Origin of the sequence: Qipengyuania flavescens (assembly GCF_029688735.1) — a bacterium.
GTDB lineage: Bacteria > Pseudomonadota > Alphaproteobacteria > Sphingomonadales > Sphingomonadaceae > Qipengyuania.
In genome coordinates this window covers 213,660-235,759 of sequence record NZ_JARULD010000005.1, presented here as the reverse complement: position 1 = coordinate 235,759, position 22,100 = coordinate 213,660, and the positions used below count along the sequence as shown (strand labels likewise).

The window sequence follows — 22,100 nt, the reverse complement described above, 5'->3', positions numbered from 1 at the left end:
GCCCCCGCCGCCGCCTCCCCCGCCGCCGCCGCCCCCGCCGCCGGCTCCGGTTTGCGAGCAGGGTCCGTACATCGTCTTCTTCAACTGGGACGAATCGGACATCACTCCGGAAGCAGCGACGATCCTCGACAACGCGGTTTCGGCTTACGCCAACTGCGGTACGGCAGCGGTCATGCTGGCCGGTCACACCGATACTTCGGGTACGGCAGCCTACAACATGGGCCTCGCCGAACGTCGTAACTCGTCGGTTCGTGACTACCTGACCAGCCGCGGCGTACCGGGTGGCCGGATCACCAGCGAAGCGTTCGGTGAAAACCAGCTCCGCGTACCGACTGCCGACGGTGTTCGCGAACTGCAGAACCGTCGCGTGGAAATCACTTACGGTCCGGGTTCGGGCATGTAAGGTTCGCTATCCAAGCGAAAATGAACGAGGGGCCGGAGCAATCCGGCCCCTTCTTCGTTGCGTCATCGAAGTCTTGATTTTTGGAGGACAGCGATGATCGCACGTAACACAATGATTGCCATCGGCACCGCCGCGCTTCTCGGCGCATGCAGCACAGTCGATTCCATTCCCGAACAGCGCGTCGGTTCGGCGACCTTGCAAACCGCGCAAGGCCTCCCTGCAGGTACGGTGCAGTTGCTCAGGAACGGAGACATGGTCTCGGTCGCCATCGCCGCAGTCGGTCTTGAGCCGGGCGAGCATGGCTTTCACCTGCACACCACCGGTAGCTGTACCGCGCCCGATTTTACCAGCGCAGGCGGTCACCTCAATCCGGGCAACAACACCCATGGTTCGCTATCCGAAGGCGGTAAGCACCTCGGCGATCTTCCCAACCTCGTCGTCGGTGCCAATCGCACGGCCAGCGCCCAGGTCGATCTGGAAGGTAATGCCACCCAGGTCCTAGCCGACATCTTCGATGCCGATGGGACGGCGGTCGTAATCCATGCCGGTCCAGACGATTACGTCAGCAATCCGGCTGGAGACGCAGGCTCGCGGGTCGCCTGCGGCGTGATCGAACAGGCTTGAGCTAGCTCGTCAAAAGGCCCACCGCACCAAGCATCTTGAGACATCAATGCGGTGCGAGCAGGCTCCGGCCTGCTCGCACACAAGTTTCCGTCGAAGTTTTGCGCCTCAAACCGGCTCGCCGGCCGCGCGTGCCCGTTCGATCACGGTTCGCTCTGCCGTTGGCACCGTCCGGTACGCTATCGCAAGCAGGAGCAGGCCGATAGGCAGCGCTACGAGCAGGCTCAGCCCCCCGGTCGACAGGCTTCCCGTCATGCTGGAGACCTGCCCGGCCATGTATGGGCCCAAGGCAAGCCCGACCAGTGTCGTGGCGAGAAAGAACGTCGCGGTCGCCGTCCCGCGCATTCGCGGCAACACCAGATCCTGCGTCGTGGCCGCCGCGCCGCCAAGAGCCGAACTGCCGAACAGTGACTGCATGAATGCAGCGATGTAAAACAGCGTCGGGTTCTGGGTGGTGAACATCAGGTAGAGGAACGGCGAGGCTGCGGCGAGACCGAAAGCAACCACGATAAGCCTGCCAGCCGACAGGCGCTCCCTCAACCAGTCCGCCAGCCGGCCGCCGAGAATGACCCCGAGAAAACCAGCAACTGCGCCGGGTCCGCCGATCCACCAACCGGCTGTCGAGGGCGCTTCGCCTAAAACTCGGATCGCATAAGGTGCAGCCCAGAAGCTCGCCGCATAGGACATGAAGGCGACCATGCCGTAGCCGAGGATGGTCGTGAGGAACGCAGGGGTTCCCCAGATGAGCGAGAAGGTCGGCTCGTCCCGACGCTTCAATGTCGAGGCCCAGGAAAAGATCGCGTAGTAGCCGATCCCGACCGCGCCCCACTGCTGCGCATTACCGGTAAAATCCGCCATTGCGACGGCGATGCCGCCGATGACCGCGGCACCAAGCAAATTGACTACAATGCCTTTTGTGCCGCCTTGTGCAGCGCCAATCAGCGTGAACGGCGGAATGACCGCGACGAGCTCCTTGAAGAAGCCACGAAAGGGATCTTTCGCCGGCGGGGTGACGATCCCTTCGCTCTGCCCGCGCACCGGCTCCCGCAACGTAAAGACGAGAAGGGCAAGCAACAGCCCCGGCAAACCGACGATGATGAAGGCGGCCTGCCAACCGGCGAGCCCGAGCGGCGCATCTACCGGATACGCCTGGTTCCAGTTCTCGACGATCGCGCCGCCGATCAGCAGCGAAATGCCGCCGCCGATGTACAGACCGGAAGAGTAGATCGCGAGCGCGGTGGCGCGCATCTTCTTCGGAAACCAGTCCGAGATCAGCGAGTAGGCGCTCGGGCTGGCCGTCGCTTCGCCGACACCCACGCCGATCCGTGCGATGCTGAGCGTCGTGAAGTTTTTGGCGAACCCCGAAAGCGCGGTGAAGGCGGACCAGATCGCGAGACCTGCCGTCATGAGCCTCACGCGATGCCAGCTATCGGCCAGCTTGCCCAAGGGGATGCCGAAGAGCGCATAGAACACGCCGAACGCCGTGCCGTAGAGGAAGCCGATTTGATCGTCCCGCAAGCCAAGGTCGGCCTTGATGTCTTCTGCGAGGATCGAGATAATGTTCCGATCAACGAAATTCAGGACGTAGACGATCACCAATACGCCGAGCGCGTACCAGCTGTAGGCGGGGACCTTACCGGTCGCCTCGCTTGCGGTCTGGGCCTGGTCTACGGAAGCTGCGGTATTCTCGGTCAAATTCCTACTCCGTCACGCGAGGGGCATCCTCTGCGTAGACGGTGGTATCGACTAGCCCCGCTTCGGCAAAGCCCTTTCGGCGCAAACGGCACGAGTCGCATGCACCGCAGGCCTCGCCCGTCGGTGTCGGATCGTAGCAGGACCAGCTCCATGCCGGGTCGAGGCCGAGCCGGTCGCACTCGCGCGCGATGTCTGCTTTCGACATATTCTGAAGCGGCGCATGTATGGTGAAGGGAGCGCCTTCGACCCCCTGCTTCGTGCCCAGCCGCGCCGTTTCGGCAAAGCTCGCAATGAATTCGGGCCGACAGTCGGGATAACCCGAATAGTCCAGCGCATTCACGCCGATGAAAATGTCACGCGACGCCGATGTCTCCGCAAAGGCAGTCGTCAGCGCCAGAAAGACGAGATTACGGGCGGGCACGTAGGTTACCGGGATCTCGTCTCGGACGCCCGATTTCGGAACTTCGATGTCGTCGGTCAGCGCAGAGCCGCCGAATTTCCGCAAATCCAAGGGCAGTTCGACATGGCGGGCCACGCCCAGCTTGCCGGCGATCGCCCTCGCCGACTGCAATTCGCGTACATGCCGTTGCCCGTAGTCGATCGTCAGCGCGTGAACCTCATATCCGCGCTCCGCGGCCAGTGCCGCGGTTACCATCGAGTCCAGCCCGCCCGAAAGCAGCACTACAGCGGGGTCCTTCCCGCGATCGTTTGCAGATGTCGTCATGCGCCAAGCCGCTAGGACGCTTCAGCAGCGGCGGCAACCGTCAGCTGCAAGCTCCGGTGCGGCGCGCCTCTGCCGAGAATTCGAAGGGTTTGCCATCTGCAATCCCCTGGCTGTCGATCTGGACCAGGCTGGCTGTTTCCTTGCGGATGCTCGTCCGGCCATATCCGTTGCCGCGACATGTGTACTGGATCGTCACCTCGCGCGCGCCATCTTCGACGACGAAGCGATTGCAGCCGCCCCCCCGGTGACGCAGTTGGATGAATTCGCGGCCGCTACGGACACACACTTTGCGCGCGGTGCTGCCGTCGCGATAGCGCAGTTCCCAGCCGCCCTTGTCGAGCGAATCCAGCATGGCGAGCGAGGCCTGTCCGAGCGCCGGTGCCGCGACGACCGCGAGCGACGCGCCAAGCGCCAGCATCAATCCCTTCACATTAGCCATGACGTTCCTTTCGCGTGTCAGAGATGACAAACGCGCCCGTGATTCGCGCAGCATACACTGAAACTGCGCCCAATCGTTGTATAGTATCGACAAACGTCATGCTGCGATGGCAAACTGCTTCGAGCAAAACGCGCAATCGACAAGGATCAAGCCTTGGTCATCGCGCATATCGGCCCGGTCTGCTTCTGGAAAACGTGCAATCACTTCCTCGTAATGCTCGACCGAGCAACGGCAGCCGCGCACGATCTGCGCACCGCGCTGGATGCGAACTTCCTCTTCTTCGTGGAACAGGCGCCACACGATCGCTTCGAGCGAAAGCGCAGGGTCGAGGAGTTCATCGTGCCGGATCGAGCCAGCCATGACGGCGACGTGCTCCCACTCGGGGTGATCGAGACGCGCGTGCAACCGCTCGCGCCCCTCCTCGCCATCGGGCAAATGCTGGATGAGAAGTCCGGCTGCGGAGCACGACCTGCCATCGCCGCGTACCGCGCAGCGAATCATCGTCGGCACTTGTTCCGACTGGAAGAAGTAATTCTCGCAGGCTTCGGAGAGACTATCGCCTTCGAGCGGGACGATCCCCTGATACCGCCCGCGCCCGTCGGCCATGTCGAAGGTGATCGCGAGATAGCCCTTACCGAAGAGCGCGAATAGCGACGGGTTCGCCCCGAGTTCGGCAAGCCGAGCCTCGTCGAAATCGACGTAGCCGCGCAGCTTGCCGTCCCTGAAGTCGCACACCAGCAGCTTGACCGCGCCCGCCTCGGTCTGGGCCTGCATCGTTACTTGCGATCCATCGTCCTTCAGCAGGCCGCCCATCAGGCTGGCGAGCACCAGCGCTTCCGCGAGGAGATGAGTGATCGGCGCGGGATAGTCATGCGCCGACAGGATCTCGTCCAGCACGGAGTCGAGGCGAACGACGCGTCCCCGCGCGCTGCGCGACGGGATCGTGAAGCCGAGCAGTCGCCCGGCGTAGGTTTCATCGGAATTGGGGGTAGTCTGGTCCATCGCGCTCATATGGGTGGCGCGACAGCGATTAACAGAGGCGCGTCAAAGCCGCCCGAAACACCAGAGCAGGATGGATTTCTGCGCGTGGATGCGGTTTTCCGCCTCATCGAAGACCACGGACTGTTCGCCCTCGAACACCTCCTCGCTCACCTCGTCGCCGACATGGGCGGGCAGGCAGTGGAGGAAACGGGCATCCGGCTTGGCATGCGCCATCAGGGCTGCGTCGACCTGGAATGGCGCCATCGCAGCGAGCTTGTTGTGGACGTGCTCCTGCCCCATCGAGACCCACGTATCGGTGACCACGATATCCGCACCGCGAGCCGCTTCGGCTGCATCCTGCGTCAGCGTCACCTGCGACCCTGCGGCGCGCGCCAATTCGACGAATCCCGCCTCGGGCTCGTAGCCTTGCGGCGTACCGACGCGGACGTTGAACTTGAACAACGCCGCTGCCTCGAGGATCGAGTGGAGCACGTTGTTGCCATCGCCCAGCCACGCAAGTTCGAGTCCGGGCAGTGCCTTACCCTGTTCCACCATCGTAAGCAGGTCGGCAACGATCTGGCAGGGGTGCGAGCGGTCGGTAAGGCCGTTGATCACCGGCACACTGGCGTGGTGAGCGAGTTCCTCGGCCTTGGCGTGATCGTCGGTGCGGATCATGATCGCATCGACCATGCGACTGAGCACCCGGGCCGTGTCGGCAATGCTTTCGCCGCGCCCGAGTTGGGTAGTGCCTGAGTCCAGTATCAGCGACGTGCCACCGAGCTGACGCATCCCGACATCGAAACTCACCCGCGTGCGCGTCGAATTCTTTTCGAAGATCATACCGAGCACATGGCCCGCGAGCGGAGCGTCCGCATCCGCCCTGCCTTTGGTCCACCCACGCCGGGCAGCCTTGCGGTCCTGAGCGTCGGCCAGCATGGCGGCGATCGCATCTCCGCCCGCATCGGACAGGTCGAGGAATGTGCGCGGGGCTGCGGTCGGTTCGGCCATTAGGCGCGCTCGGGCACCTGATAGCTCGCTGCACCGGCCGAGAGCTTGTCGAGAAACTCGTCGAATTCCACCTCGCCCGCCACCAGCGGCGGCAGCACGCGCAGGGTGTTGTCGCCCGCGGCCACGGTCAGCAGTTGGTGATGATCGCGCAGGTGGACGAAGAACGGCCGGCTCTCGACCTTCATCTTGATGCCCAGCATCAGCCCCTTGCCGCGCACCAGTTCAAACAGGTCGGGATAGTTGCCGATGAACTGCTCGAGGCGTGTGCGCAGGCGTTCGCCCTTTACGGTCACTTCGGCGAGGAACTCATCGTTCGCGACGGCATCCATCACCGCCGTGCCCGCCGCCATTGCTAGCGGATTGCCGCCATAGGTAGAACCGTGCGTGCCGAAGCCCATGCCGCGCGCAGCCGTCTCCGTCGCCAGGCAGGCGCCCAGCGGGAAGCCGCCGCCGATGCCCTTGGCAGTCGCCATGATGTCCGGCTCGATGCCGTAGTGCTCGTAAGCATAAAGCTTGCCGGTGCGCGCAACGCCGCACTGCACCTCGTCGAACACGAGCATGAGATCGTGCTCGTCGCACAGAGCGCGCAGGCCGCTGATGAATTCCTGCGACGCAGGACGGATACCGCCCTCGCCCTGGATCGGTTCGACGAGGAAGCCGGCGGTTTTGTCGCTCACCAGCGCCTTCGCGCTCTCCAGATCGTCGAATTCCGCATATTGGAACCCGGCGAGCAGGGGCATGAAGCCTTTGTGCATCTTCGCCTGGTTGGAGGCGCTGATCGTTGCCATCGTGCGCCCATGGAAGGCGTTGGTGAAGGTAATCAGCTCGGTGCGGTTAGCATCGCCATCCTCGTGCTGATGATAGGCACGCGCCGTCTTGATCGCGGCCTCGACAGCCTCCGCGCCCGAGTTGGTGAAGAACACCGTATCGGCGAAGGTCTTGTCGACGAGCCGCTGCGCCAGCGCTTCGCCTTGCGGGCTGCCGTAGAGGTTGGAGACATGCATCAGCGTGGCGGCCTGCTGCTGGATGGCACTGATCAGCCCTTCGTGGCTGTGGCCCAGCAAGTTGACTGCAATGCCGCTCGCAAAGTCGAGATAGCGGGTGCCGTCCTCGTCGATCAAATGGCAATGCTCGCCGCGAATGGGGCGAACGCCGCAACGGGGATAGACGGGCATCAGCGGGGAAATCGACATGGGGCCTCCAGCGGGCATGGCTAAAATCGAAAGACAAATGGCGGCCCTTGCGGAACCGCCATCTGCGTGTTTGCCAGCGATCTATTGCCTCGCGCGGTCCGGGTCAAACCGGATCGCGGCAGGTATTCTCAACTCCTGTCCCTATTCCTGGACGGGAACGAGGTTGACCGCCGAATATTTGCCGCGTCGGTCGACTTCGAGATCGAATTCGTAGCGCTCGCCTTCGTCGATACCCGACAGGCCCGAACGCTCGACCGCGCTGATATGCACGAAGGCATCCGGCTGGCCATCGTCGCGCGTGAGAAAGCCGAAGCCCTTCATCGAGTTGAAGAACTTGACCGTACCCGTCGCCTTCTCACCGGTCAGCTCGCGCCGCGGAGCAGCGCTCTTCTGCTCGACCGCGATGACATCGCCGACGACCTGAAGGTCCTGCGCCGAAACCTTGCCGCCGCGATCGACGAGGTTGAATTCCAGCTCCTGCCCTTCGGCGAGGCCTTCGAGGCCGGCACGTTCGACGGCGCTGATGTGGACGAAGACGTCTTCGCCACCGGTTTCCTGCTGGATGAAGCCGAAGCCCTTCTGGCTGTTGAAGAACTTCACCGTGCCTTTGCCGGTGCCGACGACCTGGGCGGGCATGCGGTTGAAACCGCCGCCACCACCGCCACCACGGTTGCCGCCGCCGAAGCCGCCACCGCCGCCGCCGCGATTGCCGCCACCGAAGCGGTCACCGCCGCCTCCGCCGCCGCCGCCGCCGAAGCGATCGCCACCGCCGCGATTGTCGCGGAAAGAATCGTGTGGAGCAAAGTCCGCCGGCGGGCCGCCGAACGGATCGAAGCTATCCTCCCCAAAACCATCGCGCTTATCCCGTCCGCGACGGCGCCCTTTATCGTAACCCATAATCCGAACAGTACCTTCGTACAGCCAGTGTTCCTCAATCCCCGGCGCGTCGGCTGCCTTGCCGCGCCGGACCGCGATGGGTGCGCCCGCAGGGCAGCCCACCGCACATTTCGACACGCATAGCGCGAATCCGCGCATGTTGCGAACGATTTAGCGTTCAAATGCCGTCTCGCGCATAATTGTGACATTTTCGCATGCTCATTCGCCACGTCGTTTCGCTTGCACGTCCCCGGCCGGCTTGGCATGGCGACGCCATGGAAATCATGGCCCTCCTGTCCGACCCCGCTGCTTGGCTTGCGCTCCTCACACTCATCGCGCTTGAGGTCGTGCTGGGCATCGACAATCTCATTTTCATCGCGATTCTCTCGAACAAGCTGCCCGAGCACCAGCAGCAGAAAGCGCGCCGCATCGGCCTCGCTCTCGCGCTGATCCTGCGGATCGGCATGCTGATGCTGATCGGCTGGCTGGTGACGCTGCAGACCCCGATATTCGATCTCGGCATCGTGGGGCCGCCGGTCGAGGGCACGAACAAGGCCAGCTTCGAAACGGCCTTCTCCGGGCGCGATCTCATCCTGCTCGCAGGCGGGCTGTTCCTGCTGTGGAAGGCGACCAAGGAAATCCATCACTCGATGGAGCCGGAGGACGATTCGGGCGATCTGCTGGACAAGACACCGGGCGTCGCCGCTGCTGCCACCGCGACTTTCGGTTCTGTGATCGTTCAGATCATAGCGATCGACATGGTCTTCTCGGTCGATTCGATCCTGACCGCGGTCGGCATGACCGACGACATTCCGATCATGGTCGCCGCAGTGGTCATCACGGTCGGCATCATGATGGTTGCCGCCGATCCGCTGGCGAAATTCATCGAGAGCAATCCGACGCTGGTCATGCTCGCCTTGGCCTTCCTGGTGATGATCGGGCTGGTGCTGGTTGCCGACGGCTTCGGCTTCCATGTGCCCAAGGGCTATATCTACGCCGCCATGGGCTTCTCGGTCGGCGTGGAAATCCTCAACATCGTCCAGCGCCGCCGCCGTGCCGGGCAGCGTGCCGCAGCCAAGGGAGAAGCCGCATGACCGATTTCCGCAAGATCGACGATGGTTTCTACGCGAGCCCGCAAATTTCCGTGGCCGATGTGTCGCAAGCCGCCGCAATGGGAATCGGTACCATCGTGAACAATCGTCCCGAAGGCGAGGCGGACGACCAGCCTGCAGGCAGCGACATCGAAGCGGCCACGAAAGCAGCCGGACTGAACTATGTCGCGATTCCGATCGGCCATTCGGGTTTCAGCATGCCGCAGGTCGACGCGATGTCGGAAGTTCTCGCCAAGGCCGACCGTCCCGTGCTCGGCTTCTGCCGGTCGGGCACGCGCTCGACGCTGCTGTGGTCGCTCGCCCAGGCCAAGCATGGCCGCGACCCGGACGAGATCGCCGCAGCAGCGGAAGCCGGTGGCTATTCGATCGATCCCGTCCGCCCGACGGTGGACATGCTGGCGGGTAAATCCAGCGACTGATCAGCGGCGGTAATCGAGCGGCGGGTCGCGGTCGCCGAGGAGGGACTGGTACTCATACCCTTCGCCCCGCTCCGCGATGAACTCCGCTTTCGCCTGCTCGCGCAGCTGCGGATTGGTGTAGAGCTCGACTGCCGCCAAGATCATGGCCTTGGCGGCCTGCTGCGTGCCTTTCGCACCATAGCTGTGGCCGCTGGCGGCAACCGCCTGCCAGCTGTGCGCGGCAGTCCCCGGCACCCATGTGGCAGTGCGGACGCTGACGGTCGGCACTGCGCGCGACACGTCGCCCACATCGGTCGAGCCATAGCCGGTCTTCACCTCGAATTGCTCGACCTCGCGCGCCTGCGACAGCTCGGGGGCATCCTCGCCGAAGGATTCGCGGATCTCGCGTGCCCAGGCGAGTTCTTCGGCGGTGTATTCGATCGGTTCGAGCTGGTTGAGCTTCTCGGTCATCATGCGCTGGAGCGATTCGAGCGGCAGGGTCGGATTGTTGCCGTGGATGATCTCCCAATCGACATCCGTGCCGGTTCCCATCGCCGCGCCCTTGGCGGCCGCCTCCAGCCGTGGCCACAGAGCCCGGACTTCATCGGCATCGGAATGGCGCACGTAATAGAACACTTCGGCGAAGTCGGGGACCACGTTCGGGGCTGCGCCGCCTTCGGTGATGACGTAGTGGATGCGCGTATCCATGCTGGTGTGCTCGCGCATCATATTGACCATCATGTTCATCGCCTCGACCCCGTCGAGCGCGCTGCGTCCGCGCTCCGGCGCTCCCGCTGCATGGGCCGACACGCCGCGGAAACGGAACTTGCCGGAGCGGTTGGCGAGGCTCATGCGCGAGGCAGCTGAATTGCGGTCCGCCGGGTGCCAGTCGATCACGAAATCGGCATCGTCGAACAGACCGGCGCGGGTCATATAGACCTTGCCCGATCCGCCTTCTTCGGCCGGCGTACCATAAAGCCTGACGCGGCCCGGCGTACCGGTCGCCTCCAGCCAGTTCCTGATCGCAATCGCGGCGGTGAGCGAGCCTGCGCCGAACAAATTATGCCCGCAGGCGTGCCCCGCGTGCTTGCCCTCGATCGGATCGCGATTGGGCGAGGTCGATTGGTTGATCCCCGGTAGTGCGTCGAATTCCGCGAGGAGCCCAATGACCGGCCCGCCATTGCCCCATTCGGCCACGAAGGCCGTCGGTATGCCGGCAACGCCCGGCTGGATGGAGAAGCCTTCCCGTTGCAATTCGTCCACCAGCAACCCGCTCGACTGCGTCTCGAGATAGCCGAGTTCCGCCAGCTCCCAGATTTCGCGTGCAACGCGGCTCGTGCGTTCGCTTTCGGCCTCGACTGCGGCGATGGGATCGGCCTCCTGCGCGGCTGCAGGCGGCGCGAGCGTCATAGCGGTGGCGGCGAGTAGGACGGCGAATTTCATTCGGAATATCTCCCTGGTCGGCGCATGCTTGCCGCAAAATCCGCGCCATGCCAAATCGGCATTTACATGACCCTGCCACCCGCCCTCCTGCAGTTTCTCGGTTCGCTCGCCGCAATCCTCGTGCTGGCCGCGATTGCGTGGCGGCTGAAGCTCGGCCCCGAGCCAAGGCTGGACGATGAGAATGCCGCGCGGCGGGCCGCAGACGAGGCCGTCAGCGGCTTCGAACCCGTCGCAATCGGGCTGGACAATGAGGGCCGCGGCGCCCTGTTGCGCGATGCCGGGGGCCGGATCCTCCTGTTGCGGCCGCATGGCACGCACATCGCCGGTCGCCTGCTGAGCGATCGGGCAGACGCACGGATCGAGGATGGTGCGCTCTTTGTCGATACGGCGGAGAAACGTTATGGCTCCGCGCGGCTCGCGCTTGCCGACGCTTCAGCTTGGATGCAGGCGATCGAGGCGATAAAGAACCGCTAGTCATGCCCGATTTCTCGCCCACCGAACTCGCCGTGCCCGGCTTTGTCGCACTGGTCCTGATCGAAATGATCTGGGCCTGGCGTAAGCGGCGCGAGGCCTATGAGCCGCGCGATACGCTGACCAGCCTGGCATTCGGCCTCGGCAGCACGGTTAGCGGACTGATCTTCGGCGGGCTGTTCTTCGCGCTGTTCCTGTGGGTGTGGCAGTTCCGCCTGTTCGACATCGGCTGGAGCTGGTGGGCTTTCGCGCTGTGCTTCGTGCTCGACGATCTCAAATATTACTGGGTCCACCGCTTCGGCCACCGCGTGCGCTGGTTCTGGGCGAGCCATGTGAACCACCATTCGAGCCAGCACTACAATCTCAGCACCGCGCTCCGCCAGACTTGGACCGGCTTCATGACGCTGGGTTTCGCGTTCGCCCTGCCGCTGGTGCTGCTCGGCTTCCATCCGGGCATGATCGCGCTCGCAGGCGGGTTCAACCTGATCTACCAGTTCTGGATCCACACCGAGGCGATCGACAAGATGCCGCGCTGGTTCGAGGCGATTATGAACACGCCGAGCCACCACCGGGTGCACCATGCGACCAATCCGCGCTATCTCGACCGCAATTACGCAGGCGTCTTCATCATCTGGGACAAGCTGTTCGGCACGTTCGAGCCCGAGGTGAAAGACGAGAAGATCCGCTACGGCATCGTCAAGCAGCTCGGCAGCTTCAACCTGCTGTGGGCGGTGTTCCACGAATGGATCGGCATCGCGCAGGACATTTGGCGCGCGCCATGGGGCAGCAAGCTCGGCTATCTGCTGCGCCAACCCGGCTGGACTCACGACGGCAGCCGCGAGACCAGCGACCAGATCCGCGCTGCATGGCTGGCACGACAGGCTTCGGACGCCAAACCCGTTTCATTCGAAAACCCGATTGCGGGCGAGGCCGAGGCTGCCTAACCTCTCGAATCGAGAGGAGATATCATGGATGAATTCGACGTAGTCGTCGTCGGCGGCGGTAGCGGAGGCAGCGCGGTCGCAGGCCGGCTGGCAGAAGCTGGTAAGCGCGTGTGCCTGCTGGAGGCCGGGGGGCGCAACAATACTGCCCTGATCAAGACGCCGGGCTTCATGCCCTTTCTCACCGACAAGTCGAATTATCGCTACGAGACGGTGCCGCAGAAAGGGCTGAACGGGCGCACCGGCTACCAGCCGCGCGGACGCGGGCTCGGCGGATCCTCGGCGATCAACGCCATGGTCTACATCCGCGGCAATAGCTGGGATTACGACAATTGGGCTGCGCTCGGCTGCTCCGGCTGGAGCTACGACGACGTGCTCCCCTATTTCAAACGCGCCGAGCACAATGTGCGGGGTGAGGACGAATTTCACGGCGACGATGGCCCGCTGTGGGTGAGCGACCAGAAATGGCCGAACCCGGGCAGCCTCGCATTCGTCGAGGCCGCGGCGCAGCTGCAATTGCCGCGCAACAACGATTTCAATGGAGCCACCCAAGCAGGGTTCGGCCTCTACCAAGTAACGCAAAAGGATGGCGAACGCTGGTCCGCCGCGCGCGCCTATGTCGAGCCGAAGCGTAAATCGAAGAACCTCGACATCCGTATCGGCGTCACCGTCCAGCGGCTGGAGATCACCGACGGGCGCGTCACCGGCGTTACCTATTCGGTGGGCGGGAAGGAGCGCACCGTCTCGGCGCGCGGAGCCGTGGTGCTTTCGGCCGGAGCGTTCAACTCGCCGCAGATCCTGATGCTGTCGGGCATTGGCCCGGCGGTGCATCTTCGCGAGCACGGGATCGAGGTGAAGCTGGACAAGCCCGCTGTCGGGTCGGACCTGCAGGACCATATCGACTACGTCTCCAGCTGGGAAACGCAGAGCAAGGACTTCATCGGCGACAGCCTGGCAGGCACCGTGCGCATGGCCAAGGCCATCGTCGAGCACCGGCGCAAGCGCACCGGCATCATGACCACGCCCTACGCCGAAGCCGGCGGGTTCTGGAAGGTCATGCCCGATGCACCTGCGCCCGATATCCAGTGGCACTTCGTACCCGCCATGCTGGAGGATCACGGGCGCGAGAAAGTGAAAGGCCACGGCTTTTCGCTCCACGCCTGCGTCTTGCGGCCCGAAAGCCGGGGCACCGTGCGCCTCGACAGCCGCGAGGCGAGCCATGCCCCGCGGATCGACCCGAATTTCCTCGACGACGACCGCGACATTGCGACCTTGCGCGAAGGCGTGCGGCTGTCGCACCGGATCGCATCCTCGCCGAGCCTTGCGCGCTACGAGCCGAAGGATCGCTACGCTATCGACCTGGACGACGATGCGCAGCTCGACGAGCTGATCCGCAGCCGCGCCGACACCGTCTATCACCCGGTCGGCACCTGCCGCATGGGCGCAGATGCGGATGCGGTAGTCGATCCGACGCTGAAAGCGCGCGGGATCGACGGGCTCTACATCGCCGATGCCAGCATCATGCCACGTCTCGTCAGCGGCAACACCAACGCGCCGAGCATCATGATCGGCGAACGCTGCGCCGACTTCGTGAAGGACGCGCTGGCTGCCTGATCCGAAAGCATGGGCGAAAGCGCTCAAGCGCGACGTGATCGCGCTCTACATCCCCGCGCGCGACCGGCGCACCCCGCTGGCCGCGCGCCTGCTGGCGCTGGCGGTCGCGGGTTATGCGCTGACCCCGATCGACCTGATTCCAGACTTTATTCCCGTGCTCGGCCTGCTCGACGACGTCATCCTCGTGCTGGTCGGCATCTGGCTGGTGCTCAAACTGGTCTCCGCCAACCTCATGTGCGAATATCGCACTGCGGCCAGTGAGATGGCCGAGCGACCCAGCTCGCGAACCGCGGCAGTGCCCATCATTGCGCTCTGGCTGTTTGTCGCCGCCCTCGCAGGGCTATGGCTGCTGCCATGAAGAGAAGGGCCGGAGATCGCTCCCCGGCCCTTCCCGCTTTTCAAGCCCGATCAGAAGCTCTGGCGGGCAGTAATGCCGAAGGTCCGCGGCGTGCCGACCTGATAGCCTAGTCGCGCCCGCCCACCGCGCTCGCGGTCGAAGCTGAGCAGTGCATTCTCGTCGAGCAGGTTGTTCACATAGACGACCAGCGAGAAGCCGGAGTCGAAATCGACGCCAGCGTTGAGATTCACCAGATCGTAGGACGGCAAGAGCAGATCGACCGTTGTCGATGCGTCTGCCGGTGCTCCAAGGAACGGCAAGCCATGCACGAAGGTGCGCGGATTGTTTTCCTGGTCCGCCGGCTGGGTGTAGCGATTGCCGACATGGCTGTAGGATGCCGCGACATAGGCATCCGCCGTGGCCGAAACCGGGAATTCGTAGCTGCCCGAGACCGAAAGCTGGAATTCCGGAACCGACGGCAGACGATTGCCCTCGCGAATGCCGGTGGCGGTGGCCAGCGGTTCGGGCAATGTGGAATCGAATTCCGCTTCGATCAGGCTGCCGGAGAAGACGAAGTCCAGCCCCGGAGTGGGCGAGAAGCCGACTTCCGCCTCCACACCCATCGAGTGGGCATCCGGCACGTTGAAGACGACGCGTGAAGAGCAGCTGCCCGCATCGAGCGTGACCTGCAGGTCGCTGATGTCGTTATAGAAACCCGCGACATTGGCATAGAACCCGCGCCCCTGCGCCTTCGCACCGACTTCGTAGTTCCACAGGCTCTCGTCGTCATAGCTCTGGAAGGAGCCGAACAGCGCTTCATCGTCCGGCGAACAGAGCGTAACGTTGAGCGGATCGTTCACGCCACCGAGGCGGAAGCCCTTCGATGCCTGTGCGTTGAGCGTCAGCGTGTCGTTGACGTCGTAGCTGAGCAGAACACGCGGGCTTACACCGTCCGATTTCGTCGTATCTGCCGCATTGTCGCCATTGGCGAACAGGCCGCCCGAGACGAAGCGGCGGCTTTCCTCGAAATCGTAATAACGCGCCCCGACCGTCACATCGAAAGCATCGGTGATGGCGTAGGTCGCTTCGCCGAAAATGGCGATCTGCTCCAGTTCGTAGGGAATGTCCGCATTGTAGGGCGAATCGAGGTTCGGGAAACCATTGGCGACTGCTGCCGAGGTTCCCGCGCCAAGCGTAGCATCGGTAGCCGCCGCGTAGCCCGGTGTCGGCAGGCGCTGGCGGTAGAAGCGGTCGGTGCTCGAATAGAACCCGCCGACAACCCATTGGAAAGGTCCGTTACCATTGGACGACAGCCGCAGCTCCTGCGTGATCGCGTTCACATCGGTCGTATCGCGCAAGTTCGACGGCAGGTTGATCGCAGCGGTGGGATAGCCGAGATCGACCGAAACCGATCCGCTCAGCGCGCTGGCATCGCGGCTCACCAGGATATCGCGATTGGTGTACGAGCTGACCGAGGTCAACGTGACCGCGCCGAGTTCCGCCTCGACCACGAGGTCAGCGATCAGTGTTTCGTCCTCGAACGCCTCGCGCAGTTTCAGATACTGCTCGCGCTCGTCGAAGACGGTCGGATCGGCCTGGTCGGGGTTGGCGTAGAGATTCCAGATCTCCTGCCGGTTGAAGCCGTCCGCGGCGATCTTCTGATATATGAAGCGCGGGGTGATGCTGAAGCCTTCTCCGGTGTCGATGGTCAGCGCGAGGCGGCCGCCATAGCGTTCGCCGCCATTGATGTCCTCGCCGCCCGCCGGGCCGATCGCATCGATGAAGCCGCCGTACTGCGTGTAATAGCCGACGGCGCGGATGGCCGCGCGTTCGCCGAGCGGGAGGTTGACCATCCCCTTGGCGTGCCAGCCGAGATCGTCCCCGTCGACGAGGTTCACATTGCCCTCGACAAGGCCTTCGGTCACTCCGACCAGCGGCTGGTTGGTGATGTAACGGATCGTGCCGCCGACGCTGCCCGAGCCGAACAGCGTGCCTTGCGGACCGCGCAGCGTTTCGACGCGATTGAGGTCGAAGAGGTCGAGATCGGGCGTGAACAGCGAGAGCGAAATCACGCTTTCATCGAGATAGACGCCGACCTGCTCCTTCACGCCCGGCTGGTCGCGCACGACCTGCCCGGCGGAAACGCCGCGCACCGAAACCTGGCTCTGGCCCGGTCCGAGGTTCTAAACCGAAAGGCCGGCAACGTTGCGTGACAGATCTTCCAGATTGCCCGCGCCCGATTTCTGGATGTCTTCCTGCGTCTGCGCATTGATCGAGAACGGGACGTCCTGGATCGTCGAATCGCGCTTCGTCGCGGTCACGATGATGACGTCTTCGTCGCCTTCGACTTGCTCCGCGACCTGTGCGGTCGCCGGGCTCGCGATCGCGACGAGGCCGCAGCCTGCGAGCAGCGACGCAGCGCGGCTGAACCTGTGCGTGAAGATAGCTTGCATAATCCGTCTCCTCCTGCGTGCGGGCGTTTTCGGCCCTGCAACAACAAGCGGGATGAATCCGGGAGGGAGACTTATCAATAGTTACAATGTGCGAGCACCCATTTCGCGAATACTGCGTAGCAATCGAGTCACATCGGCGTGGCGCGAAAAAAAGAGGCCGGAGAATGATCTCCGGCCCTTGAAGGCTCATGTTCGCAGGAGGAACATCGTTTGGCGGGGCCACCTCCGAGAGGAGAGGAGAGAGAAGAGGCGGCCCCGCCTAACTTGGTATCAATTGTAGGCCCGCTCCCCGTGTTCGGAGATGTCGAGGCCGTCGACTTCGGCTTCTTCGGTGACCCTGAGGCCGAGCAGCATCTTGACGACCAGTCCGACGACCAGGGTCCCGATACCGGCCCATACAATCGTCACGAGTACGCTGTAGATCTGGACCCAGAGCTGGACGCCGAGTGCGGTCGAGCCGTCGCCCGGACCGGCGAGGAACGGCTGGTAGACTACAGCCGTGCCGATCGCGCCGACGATGCCGCCAATACCGTGGATGCCGAAGGCGTCGAGGCTGTCGTCATAGCCGAGCTTGGCCTTGATCTTCGCCACGAAGACGTAGCAGACGGCCGAGCTGACGATGCCGAGCAGGATCGCGCCGAAGGGACCGCTGTTACCCGCTGCAGGCGTCACGGCGACGAGGCCGGCGATGACGCCCGAGCAGAAGCCGAGAGCCGAGCCCTTGTGCCCTGCCAGCTTCTCGATCACCATCCACGTCAGCGCACCAGCCGCCGTGGCGACGAAGGTGTTGATCATGGCGAGGCCAGCCGAAGCATCCGCCTCGAGCGCCGAGCCGGCGTTGAAACCGAACCAGCCCACCCACAGGAGGCCCGTGCCGACCATGGTCAGCGTCAGGCTGTGCGGGGGCATCGGTTCTGCGGGATAGCCGCGGCGCTTGCCGAGAAGGTAGGCGAGCACGAGACCCGAAACGCCGGCGTTGATGTGGACCACGGTACCGCCCGCAAAGTCGAGCGCGCCGTCTTCGAACAGCAGCCCGCCACCGGCCCAGACCATGTGGGCGATCGGGAAATAGACGATCGTCAGCCACAGCGGCACGAACAGCATGACGGCGCTGAACTTCATCCGCTCTGCCGTCGCGCCCAGGATGAGCGCTGCAGTAATGGCCGCGAAGGTCATCTGGAAGCTGATGAACACGAATTCGCTGATCACCTCGTCGGTGAAGGTCGCGGCCGTGCTCGATGCGTCGGTCTGCGCCAGGAAGAGATTGCCCCAGCTGAAGAACGCATTGCCTTCCGGACCGAAGGCCGTGGAATAGCCCCATATCACCCAGGCGAGCATCGCCAGCGAGGCGGTCGCGCCGATCTGGGTCATGGTAGAGAGCATGTTCTTGGAGCGGGTGAGGCCGCCGTAGAACAGCGCGAGGCCTGGCAGGATCATCAGCATGACCAAGACGGTCGCGGTCATCATCCAGGCATTGTTGCCGGGATTGGGCACGGCTGCAGCGGCCTCCGCGACCGCGACGGGTGCCTGAAGCCCCGGATCTTGCGCGAATGCCGCAACCGGCGCGAGAAGCGCGAGGCCGATGGCGCCCACGCGGGAAAGAGTGCGAAGCATGGTTGGTTCCTTCATCGTCGTCACAGCGCGGTATCGCCGGTTTCGCCGGTGCGGATGCGGGTGGCGCTGGCAAGGTCGAAGACGAAGATCTTCCCGTCGCCGATCGCCTCGCTGCTGGCGGTTTGCTGGATGGTTTCGACCACTTGCGGCGCGAGGTCGTCGCTGGTCGCAATTTCCAGCTTCACTTTGGGCAGCATGTTGGTCGAATATTCGGCGCCGCGATAAATCTCGGTCTGCCCCTTCTGGCGCCCGAAGCCCTTGACTTCGGACACGGTCATTCCGGCCACACCCACCGCGCCGAGCGCTTCGCGCACTTCGTCGAGCTTGTATGGCTTGATGACGGCGATGATGAATTTCACGCGTTCACCCCCTGCTGGCTATCCACCGGCCCCGATGCCGGCTCTCGCAGGTGCAGCATGAAGCGTGCCAAACAGAATTGTGAAGGCCACGGGCCGCAGGTGCGAGGCCCAAAAACAGCTGGTCTGCCTAAATTATAATCGGCTGATTATTTTGTGTGCAGTTTCAGCCGCGCAATGATCGGGAGGTGATCCGATGCTATCGCAGCCAGGGAAGTGTGATGCACCTTCGTGTCGACGCATTCCCAGTGGCGCGTGGCGGCGATCCGGTCGAGCGTCGCGATCGGCTGTCGGCTCGGGTAGCTTCGGCCCGGCGTGACCAGCTGCCAGTTCTTGCCGAATTCCCGCATGGCGCCGGTATTGCGGCCCCACTGGTTGAAATCGCCGAGGATGACCGAGGGCAAATCGCGCTTGCAGGCCTCGACATAGGTCAGGAGCGAGCGGATCTGGTCGCGGCGGCGCAGGCCGGAAAGGTCTAGATGCGTGCCGATCACGCGCAGCAGCTTGCCGTCCACCGCGATTTCTCCGCACGCCGCGCCCCGCGGCTCGAGGGTCGGAATGTCGAGCGCGTGACTGGCAACGATCTCCACATCCCGCCTGACCAGCAGCGCGTTGCCGTGCCATCCGATGCTGCGCGGCCGTCGCGCAACCTCGACCACCCGCCATCTGGTATCGTCGAGGGCTGCGCGCGGCAGCACTGTCGCCCGGTCGCCGATGCGCCGGTCCGCTTCCTGCAACGCGATGATATCGGCGTCCATCTCGTGCAGTACCGAGAGAATACGCTCGGGATCGCGCCTGCGATCGAGGCCGACCGCTTTATGGATATTGTAGCTGGCGAAAGTGAGGTGCACCATCGATCAACGCAAACGGTGCTGCGATGGTGCCATCGTCAGAGGAAATCCTTGAGCGTCGCCATGAACCGGTCGAACTGGTCGTGGTGGAGCCAGTGTCCGGCATTTGCGAACTCGATCACCTCGGCATGGGCGAAATGGTCGAGCCGCCCGTCGCCTTCTGGATTGGAGGCCCAGCTGTCGGCGCCGTAGAGCAGCAGGGTAGGCGCAGTGATCGCGGCCCAGGTCTGGTGGAGAAACTCGTCGGCAATGTCCTCGACCGGCCAGACATTGAGGTGCGGATCGAACTTCCAGCTATAGGTACCGTCCTCGTTGCGATTGACGCCGTGGATGGTGAGGTGCCGGGCCTGGCTCTCTGTGAGGTAGCTGTTCTCCTCGATCATCCGCGCGAAGGCGGCTTCGATACTTTCGTATTTGCGCGGGGAGCGTCCGGACGCAGCGCGCTTCTTGCCGATCCACTCGTTCAGCCGCTCGGGATAGGGCTTTGCACGCATCTCCTCCTGCCGCTTGGGGCTGGGGCCGAGGCCTTCGATGGCAACGATCTTTGTGACCATGTCGGGAAAGGTACCCGCATAGCGCAGCGAGACGTTCCCGCCCATCGAGTGGCTGACGATGGTCACCGGACCGACCCCGAGCTGATGGATTAGCTGGGCAAGATCATAGACCATGTCACCGGCGGAATAGTTGCCGTCGGAAACCCAGTCGGAATCGCCGTGCCCGCGGTGGTCCATCGCCACGACGTGCCAATCCTGGCACAGTTCTTCCGCCACCCAGTCCCAGCTGCGCGCATGGTCTCGCCCGCCATGGACCAGCACCAGCGGCGGCTTCCCCCGATTGCCCCAGTCGAGATAGTTGAGGCGCAGGCGCTGCGAAATGAAGGTCTGGGAGGTCGGGCCGGGAATGGTCATGTGCGGGCTTTGCGACAAGCCCCGCACAGTTTCAACCTCAACGCTCCTTCGTGGCGGAGAAGGTCAGGTCCGGGTTCTTCTCTTCCTGATAATTCACGTCCCACGGGCTCTTGGCCATGAAGACCAGATCGCCATCCCGGTCGCGGGCAAGATTGGCGCGGTTGAATTTCTCGAATTCGTCCATCGCCTTGTCGTCGCCCTTGACCCAGCGTGCCGTGGCGAAGGGCGAGGGCTCGAGATTGGCCTTTACCTTGTACTCCGCCTCCATGCGCGAGATCAGCACCTCCAGCTGCAGCTGGCCGACCACGCCGACGATGTGCTGTGCGCCCAGCTCGGGATAGAAGACCTGGATCACGCCTTCCTCGGAAAGATCGTCGAGCGCTTTGCGTAGCTGCTTGGTCTTGGTGGGATCGGCCAGCACCACGCGGCGCAGGATTTCCGGCGCGAAGTTCGGCAGGCCGGTGAAGCGCACGTCGTTCTTCTCGGACAGCGTATCGCCGACGCGCAGCGTGCCGTGGTTCGGAATACCGATGATGTCGCCCGCGAAGGCCGTGTCCGCGATCTCGCGATCCTGCGCGAAGAACAGGATCGGCGAGTGAACCGCGATCGGCTTGCCAAGCCCGCTCGGCGTCAGCTTCATGCCGCGTTTGAATGTGCCCGAAACCTGCCGCATAAAAGCGATCCGGTCGCGGTGGTTGGGGTCCATGTTTGCCTGCACCTTGAAGATGAAGCCGGTGACCTCGTCGCGTTCGGGGCTAATCTGCTCCTCACCAGCCGGCTGAGGGCGCGGCGGCGGGGCCCATTTGGCGATCGCCTCGATCAGCTCCTCGACCCCGAAATTCTTGAGCGCGGAGCCGAAGAACACCGGTGTCAGATCGCCATTGCGATAGGCTTCGAGGTCGAATTCGGGGTAGCCGATCTTCGTCAGCTCGATCTCTTCCTCGAGCTCCTCAGGCAGATCGCCCAGCGGCTCGCGCTTGCCGAGGAACTCCTTGCTGCCGCCTTCCGGACGCGTGACCATGTCGGTTTCGAAATCGAGCACACCGGTGAACAGCCCGCCCATGCCGAGCGGCGCGTTCTGCGGGCTGACATCGAGCGCGAGCGCATCGGCCACCTCGTCGAGGATTTCGAACAGCGGCCGCCCTTCCCGGTCGACCTTGTTGACAAAGGTGATGATCGGGACGTTGCGCAGGCGGCAGACTTCGAACAGCTTGCGCGTCTGGCTCTCGATCCCCTTCGCGACGTCGATCACCATGATGGCGGAATCGACTGCCGTCAGCGTGCGATAGGTGTCTTCGGAGAAATCCTCGTGCCCCGGCGTGTCGAGCAGGTTGAAGGTGATGACTTCGCCGTCGATCTCCTTCTCGAAGGTCATCACGCTGGAAGTGACCGAGATGCCGCGCTGCTGCTCGATCTTCATCCAGTCCGACCGCGCCCGCCGCGCCGCACCGCGCGCCTTGACCTCGCCCGCGAGATGGATCGCCCCGCCCTGCAGCAGCAGCTTTTCGGTGAGCGTTGTCTTACCCGCGTCGGGGTGCGAAATGATCGCAAAGGTGCGGCGATTTGAGGTCATCGGCTTTTCTTACTTGTCAAAATCGAACCCCGAACTGCTCATGCTGAGCCTGTCGAAGCATAGTCGCAGCGTTGCACCAAACCCCTCGA

General features: G+C 63.6%; 21 protein-coding genes and 1 pseudogene. 8 read left to right on the top strand and 14 right to left on the bottom strand.

The genetic code is table 11. The features are described 5' to 3' along the window. Together P8R33_RS13900 and P8R33_RS13895 are read left to right on the top strand one after the other, a co-directional pair. The coding region (locus P8R33_RS13900; RefSeq protein WP_278329562.1) for an OmpA family protein at positions 1 to 403 on the top strand (403 nt) is incomplete at its 5' end. Positions 404 to 496: 93 nt separating this feature from the next. Continuing rightward, a complete protein-coding gene (locus P8R33_RS13895) occupies positions 497 to 1,027 on the top strand; it encodes a superoxide dismutase family protein (protein ID WP_278329561.1) in 531 nt (176 codons plus the stop codon). Positions 1,028 to 1,132: 105 nt separating this feature from the next. Here P8R33_RS13895 and P8R33_RS13890 read toward each other — a convergent pair whose 3' ends face one another. The 7 genes from P8R33_RS13890 to P8R33_RS13860 form a co-directional block, all read right to left on the bottom strand. Next, entirely contained in the window at positions 1,133 to 2,719 is a 1,587-nt protein-coding gene (locus P8R33_RS13890) for a spinster family MFS transporter (protein ID WP_278329560.1), read from the bottom strand. 4 nt (positions 2,720 to 2,723) lie between these two features. Then, positions 2,724 to 3,443, bottom strand: coding sequence for a 7-cyano-7-deazaguanine synthase QueC (gene queC, locus P8R33_RS13885; protein ID WP_278329559.1), 720 nt, complete (start codon positions 3,441 to 3,443; stop codon positions 2,724 to 2,726). A 40-nt stretch (positions 3,444 to 3,483) separates the two neighbouring features. After that, positions 3,484 to 3,882: a hypothetical protein gene (locus P8R33_RS13880; protein WP_278329558.1), complete on the bottom strand. Its 399-nt coding sequence runs from the start codon at positions 3,880 to 3,882 to the stop codon at positions 3,484 to 3,486. A gap of 96 nt (positions 3,883 to 3,978) precedes the next feature. Continuing rightward, on the bottom strand, positions 3,979 to 4,884 hold the full coding sequence (hslO, locus tag P8R33_RS13875; protein ID WP_278329574.1) for an Hsp33 family molecular chaperone HslO: 906 nt from the start codon (positions 4,882 to 4,884) through the stop codon (positions 3,979 to 3,981). A gap of 42 nt (positions 4,885 to 4,926) precedes the next feature. After that, positions 4,927 to 5,871: an ornithine carbamoyltransferase gene (gene argF / locus P8R33_RS13870; RefSeq protein ID WP_278329557.1), complete on the bottom strand. Its 945-nt coding sequence runs from the start codon at positions 5,869 to 5,871 to the stop codon at positions 4,927 to 4,929. Further along, on the bottom strand, positions 5,871 to 7,064 hold the full coding sequence (locus P8R33_RS13865) for an aspartate aminotransferase family protein (protein WP_278329556.1): 1,194 nt from the start codon (positions 7,062 to 7,064) through the stop codon (positions 5,871 to 5,873). Before P8R33_RS13865 ends, argF begins: the two co-directional genes overlap by 1 nt. 141 nt (positions 7,065 to 7,205) lie before the next feature. Further along, positions 7,206 to 7,961: a cold-shock protein gene (locus tag P8R33_RS13860; protein ID WP_278329555.1), complete on the bottom strand. Its 756-nt coding sequence runs from the start codon at positions 7,959 to 7,961 to the stop codon at positions 7,206 to 7,208. A gap of 254 nt (positions 7,962 to 8,215) precedes the next feature. Between P8R33_RS13860 and P8R33_RS13855 the strand changes: the two genes are divergently transcribed. Further along, a complete protein-coding gene (locus P8R33_RS13855; RefSeq protein ID WP_278329554.1) occupies positions 8,216 to 9,034 on the top strand; it encodes a TerC family protein in 819 nt (272 codons plus the stop codon). Further along, a complete protein-coding gene (locus P8R33_RS13850; protein ID WP_278329553.1) occupies positions 9,031 to 9,471 on the top strand; it encodes a protein tyrosine phosphatase family protein in 441 nt (146 codons plus the stop codon). Before P8R33_RS13855 ends, P8R33_RS13850 begins: the two co-directional genes overlap by 4 nt. Here the strand turns inward: P8R33_RS13850 and P8R33_RS13845 are convergent, their stop codons facing one another. After that, positions 9,472 to 10,893 carry an amidohydrolase gene (locus tag P8R33_RS13845; RefSeq protein ID WP_278329552.1) on the bottom strand — a complete coding sequence of 474 codons (1,422 nt, stop codon included), beginning with the start codon at positions 10,891 to 10,893 and terminating at the stop codon, positions 9,472 to 9,474. A gap of 66 nt (positions 10,894 to 10,959) precedes the next feature. On the opposite strand from P8R33_RS13845, the gene P8R33_RS13840 reads away from it, so the two are divergent. The 4 genes from P8R33_RS13840 to P8R33_RS13825 are packed head-to-tail and all read left to right on the top strand — an operon-like array spanning position 10,960 to position 14,277. Then, positions 10,960 to 11,367, top strand: a complete 408-nt coding sequence (locus P8R33_RS13840) for a hypothetical protein (RefSeq protein ID WP_278329551.1) — start codon at positions 10,960 to 10,962, stop codon at positions 11,365 to 11,367. Positions 11,368 to 11,369: 2 nt separating this feature from the next. Further along, the gene (locus P8R33_RS13835; RefSeq protein ID WP_278329550.1) at positions 11,370 to 12,308 is read left to right on the top strand and encodes a sterol desaturase family protein; all 939 of its coding nucleotides are present in this window, start codon (positions 11,370 to 11,372) and stop codon (positions 12,306 to 12,308) included. A gap of 24 nt (positions 12,309 to 12,332) precedes the next feature. Next, entirely contained in the window at positions 12,333 to 13,919 is a 1,587-nt protein-coding gene (locus P8R33_RS13830) for a GMC family oxidoreductase (protein ID WP_278329549.1), read from the top strand. Between the two features lie 34 nt (positions 13,920 to 13,953). After that, complete coding sequence (locus P8R33_RS13825; RefSeq protein ID WP_278329548.1) at positions 13,954 to 14,277, top strand: YkvA family protein; 324 nt, start codon at positions 13,954 to 13,956, stop codon at positions 14,275 to 14,277. Positions 14,278 to 14,327: 50 nt separating this feature from the next. Here the strand turns inward: P8R33_RS13825 and P8R33_RS13820 are convergent. The 6 genes and pseudogenes from P8R33_RS13820 to P8R33_RS13795 all read right to left on the bottom strand — a co-directional run bounded on the left by P8R33_RS13820 (position 14,328) and on the right by P8R33_RS13795 (position 22,011). Further along, positions 14,328 to 16,709, bottom strand: a pseudogene (locus P8R33_RS13820) (TonB-dependent receptor). Positions 16,710 to 16,979: 270 nt separating this feature from the next. After that, the gene (locus P8R33_RS13815) at positions 16,980 to 18,323 is read right to left on the bottom strand and encodes an ammonium transporter (protein WP_278329547.1); all 1,344 of its coding nucleotides are present in this window, start codon (positions 18,321 to 18,323) and stop codon (positions 16,980 to 16,982) included. 20 nt (positions 18,324 to 18,343) lie between these two features. After that, positions 18,344 to 18,682: a P-II family nitrogen regulator gene (locus tag P8R33_RS13810; RefSeq protein ID WP_278329546.1), complete on the bottom strand. Its 339-nt coding sequence runs from the start codon at positions 18,680 to 18,682 to the stop codon at positions 18,344 to 18,346. Between the two features lie 146 nt (positions 18,683 to 18,828). Next, a complete protein-coding gene (locus P8R33_RS13805; RefSeq protein WP_347569053.1) occupies positions 18,829 to 19,533 on the bottom strand; it encodes an endonuclease/exonuclease/phosphatase family protein in 705 nt (234 codons plus the stop codon). A 35-nt stretch (positions 19,534 to 19,568) separates the two neighbouring features. Beyond that, a complete protein-coding gene (locus P8R33_RS13800) occupies positions 19,569 to 20,438 on the bottom strand; it encodes an alpha/beta fold hydrolase (RefSeq protein WP_278329545.1) in 870 nt (289 codons plus the stop codon). Between the two features lie 37 nt (positions 20,439 to 20,475). After that, complete coding sequence (locus P8R33_RS13795; RefSeq protein ID WP_278329544.1) at positions 20,476 to 22,011, bottom strand: peptide chain release factor 3; 1,536 nt, start codon at positions 22,009 to 22,011, stop codon at positions 20,476 to 20,478. Positions 22,012 to 22,100: the final 89 nt, after the last annotated feature.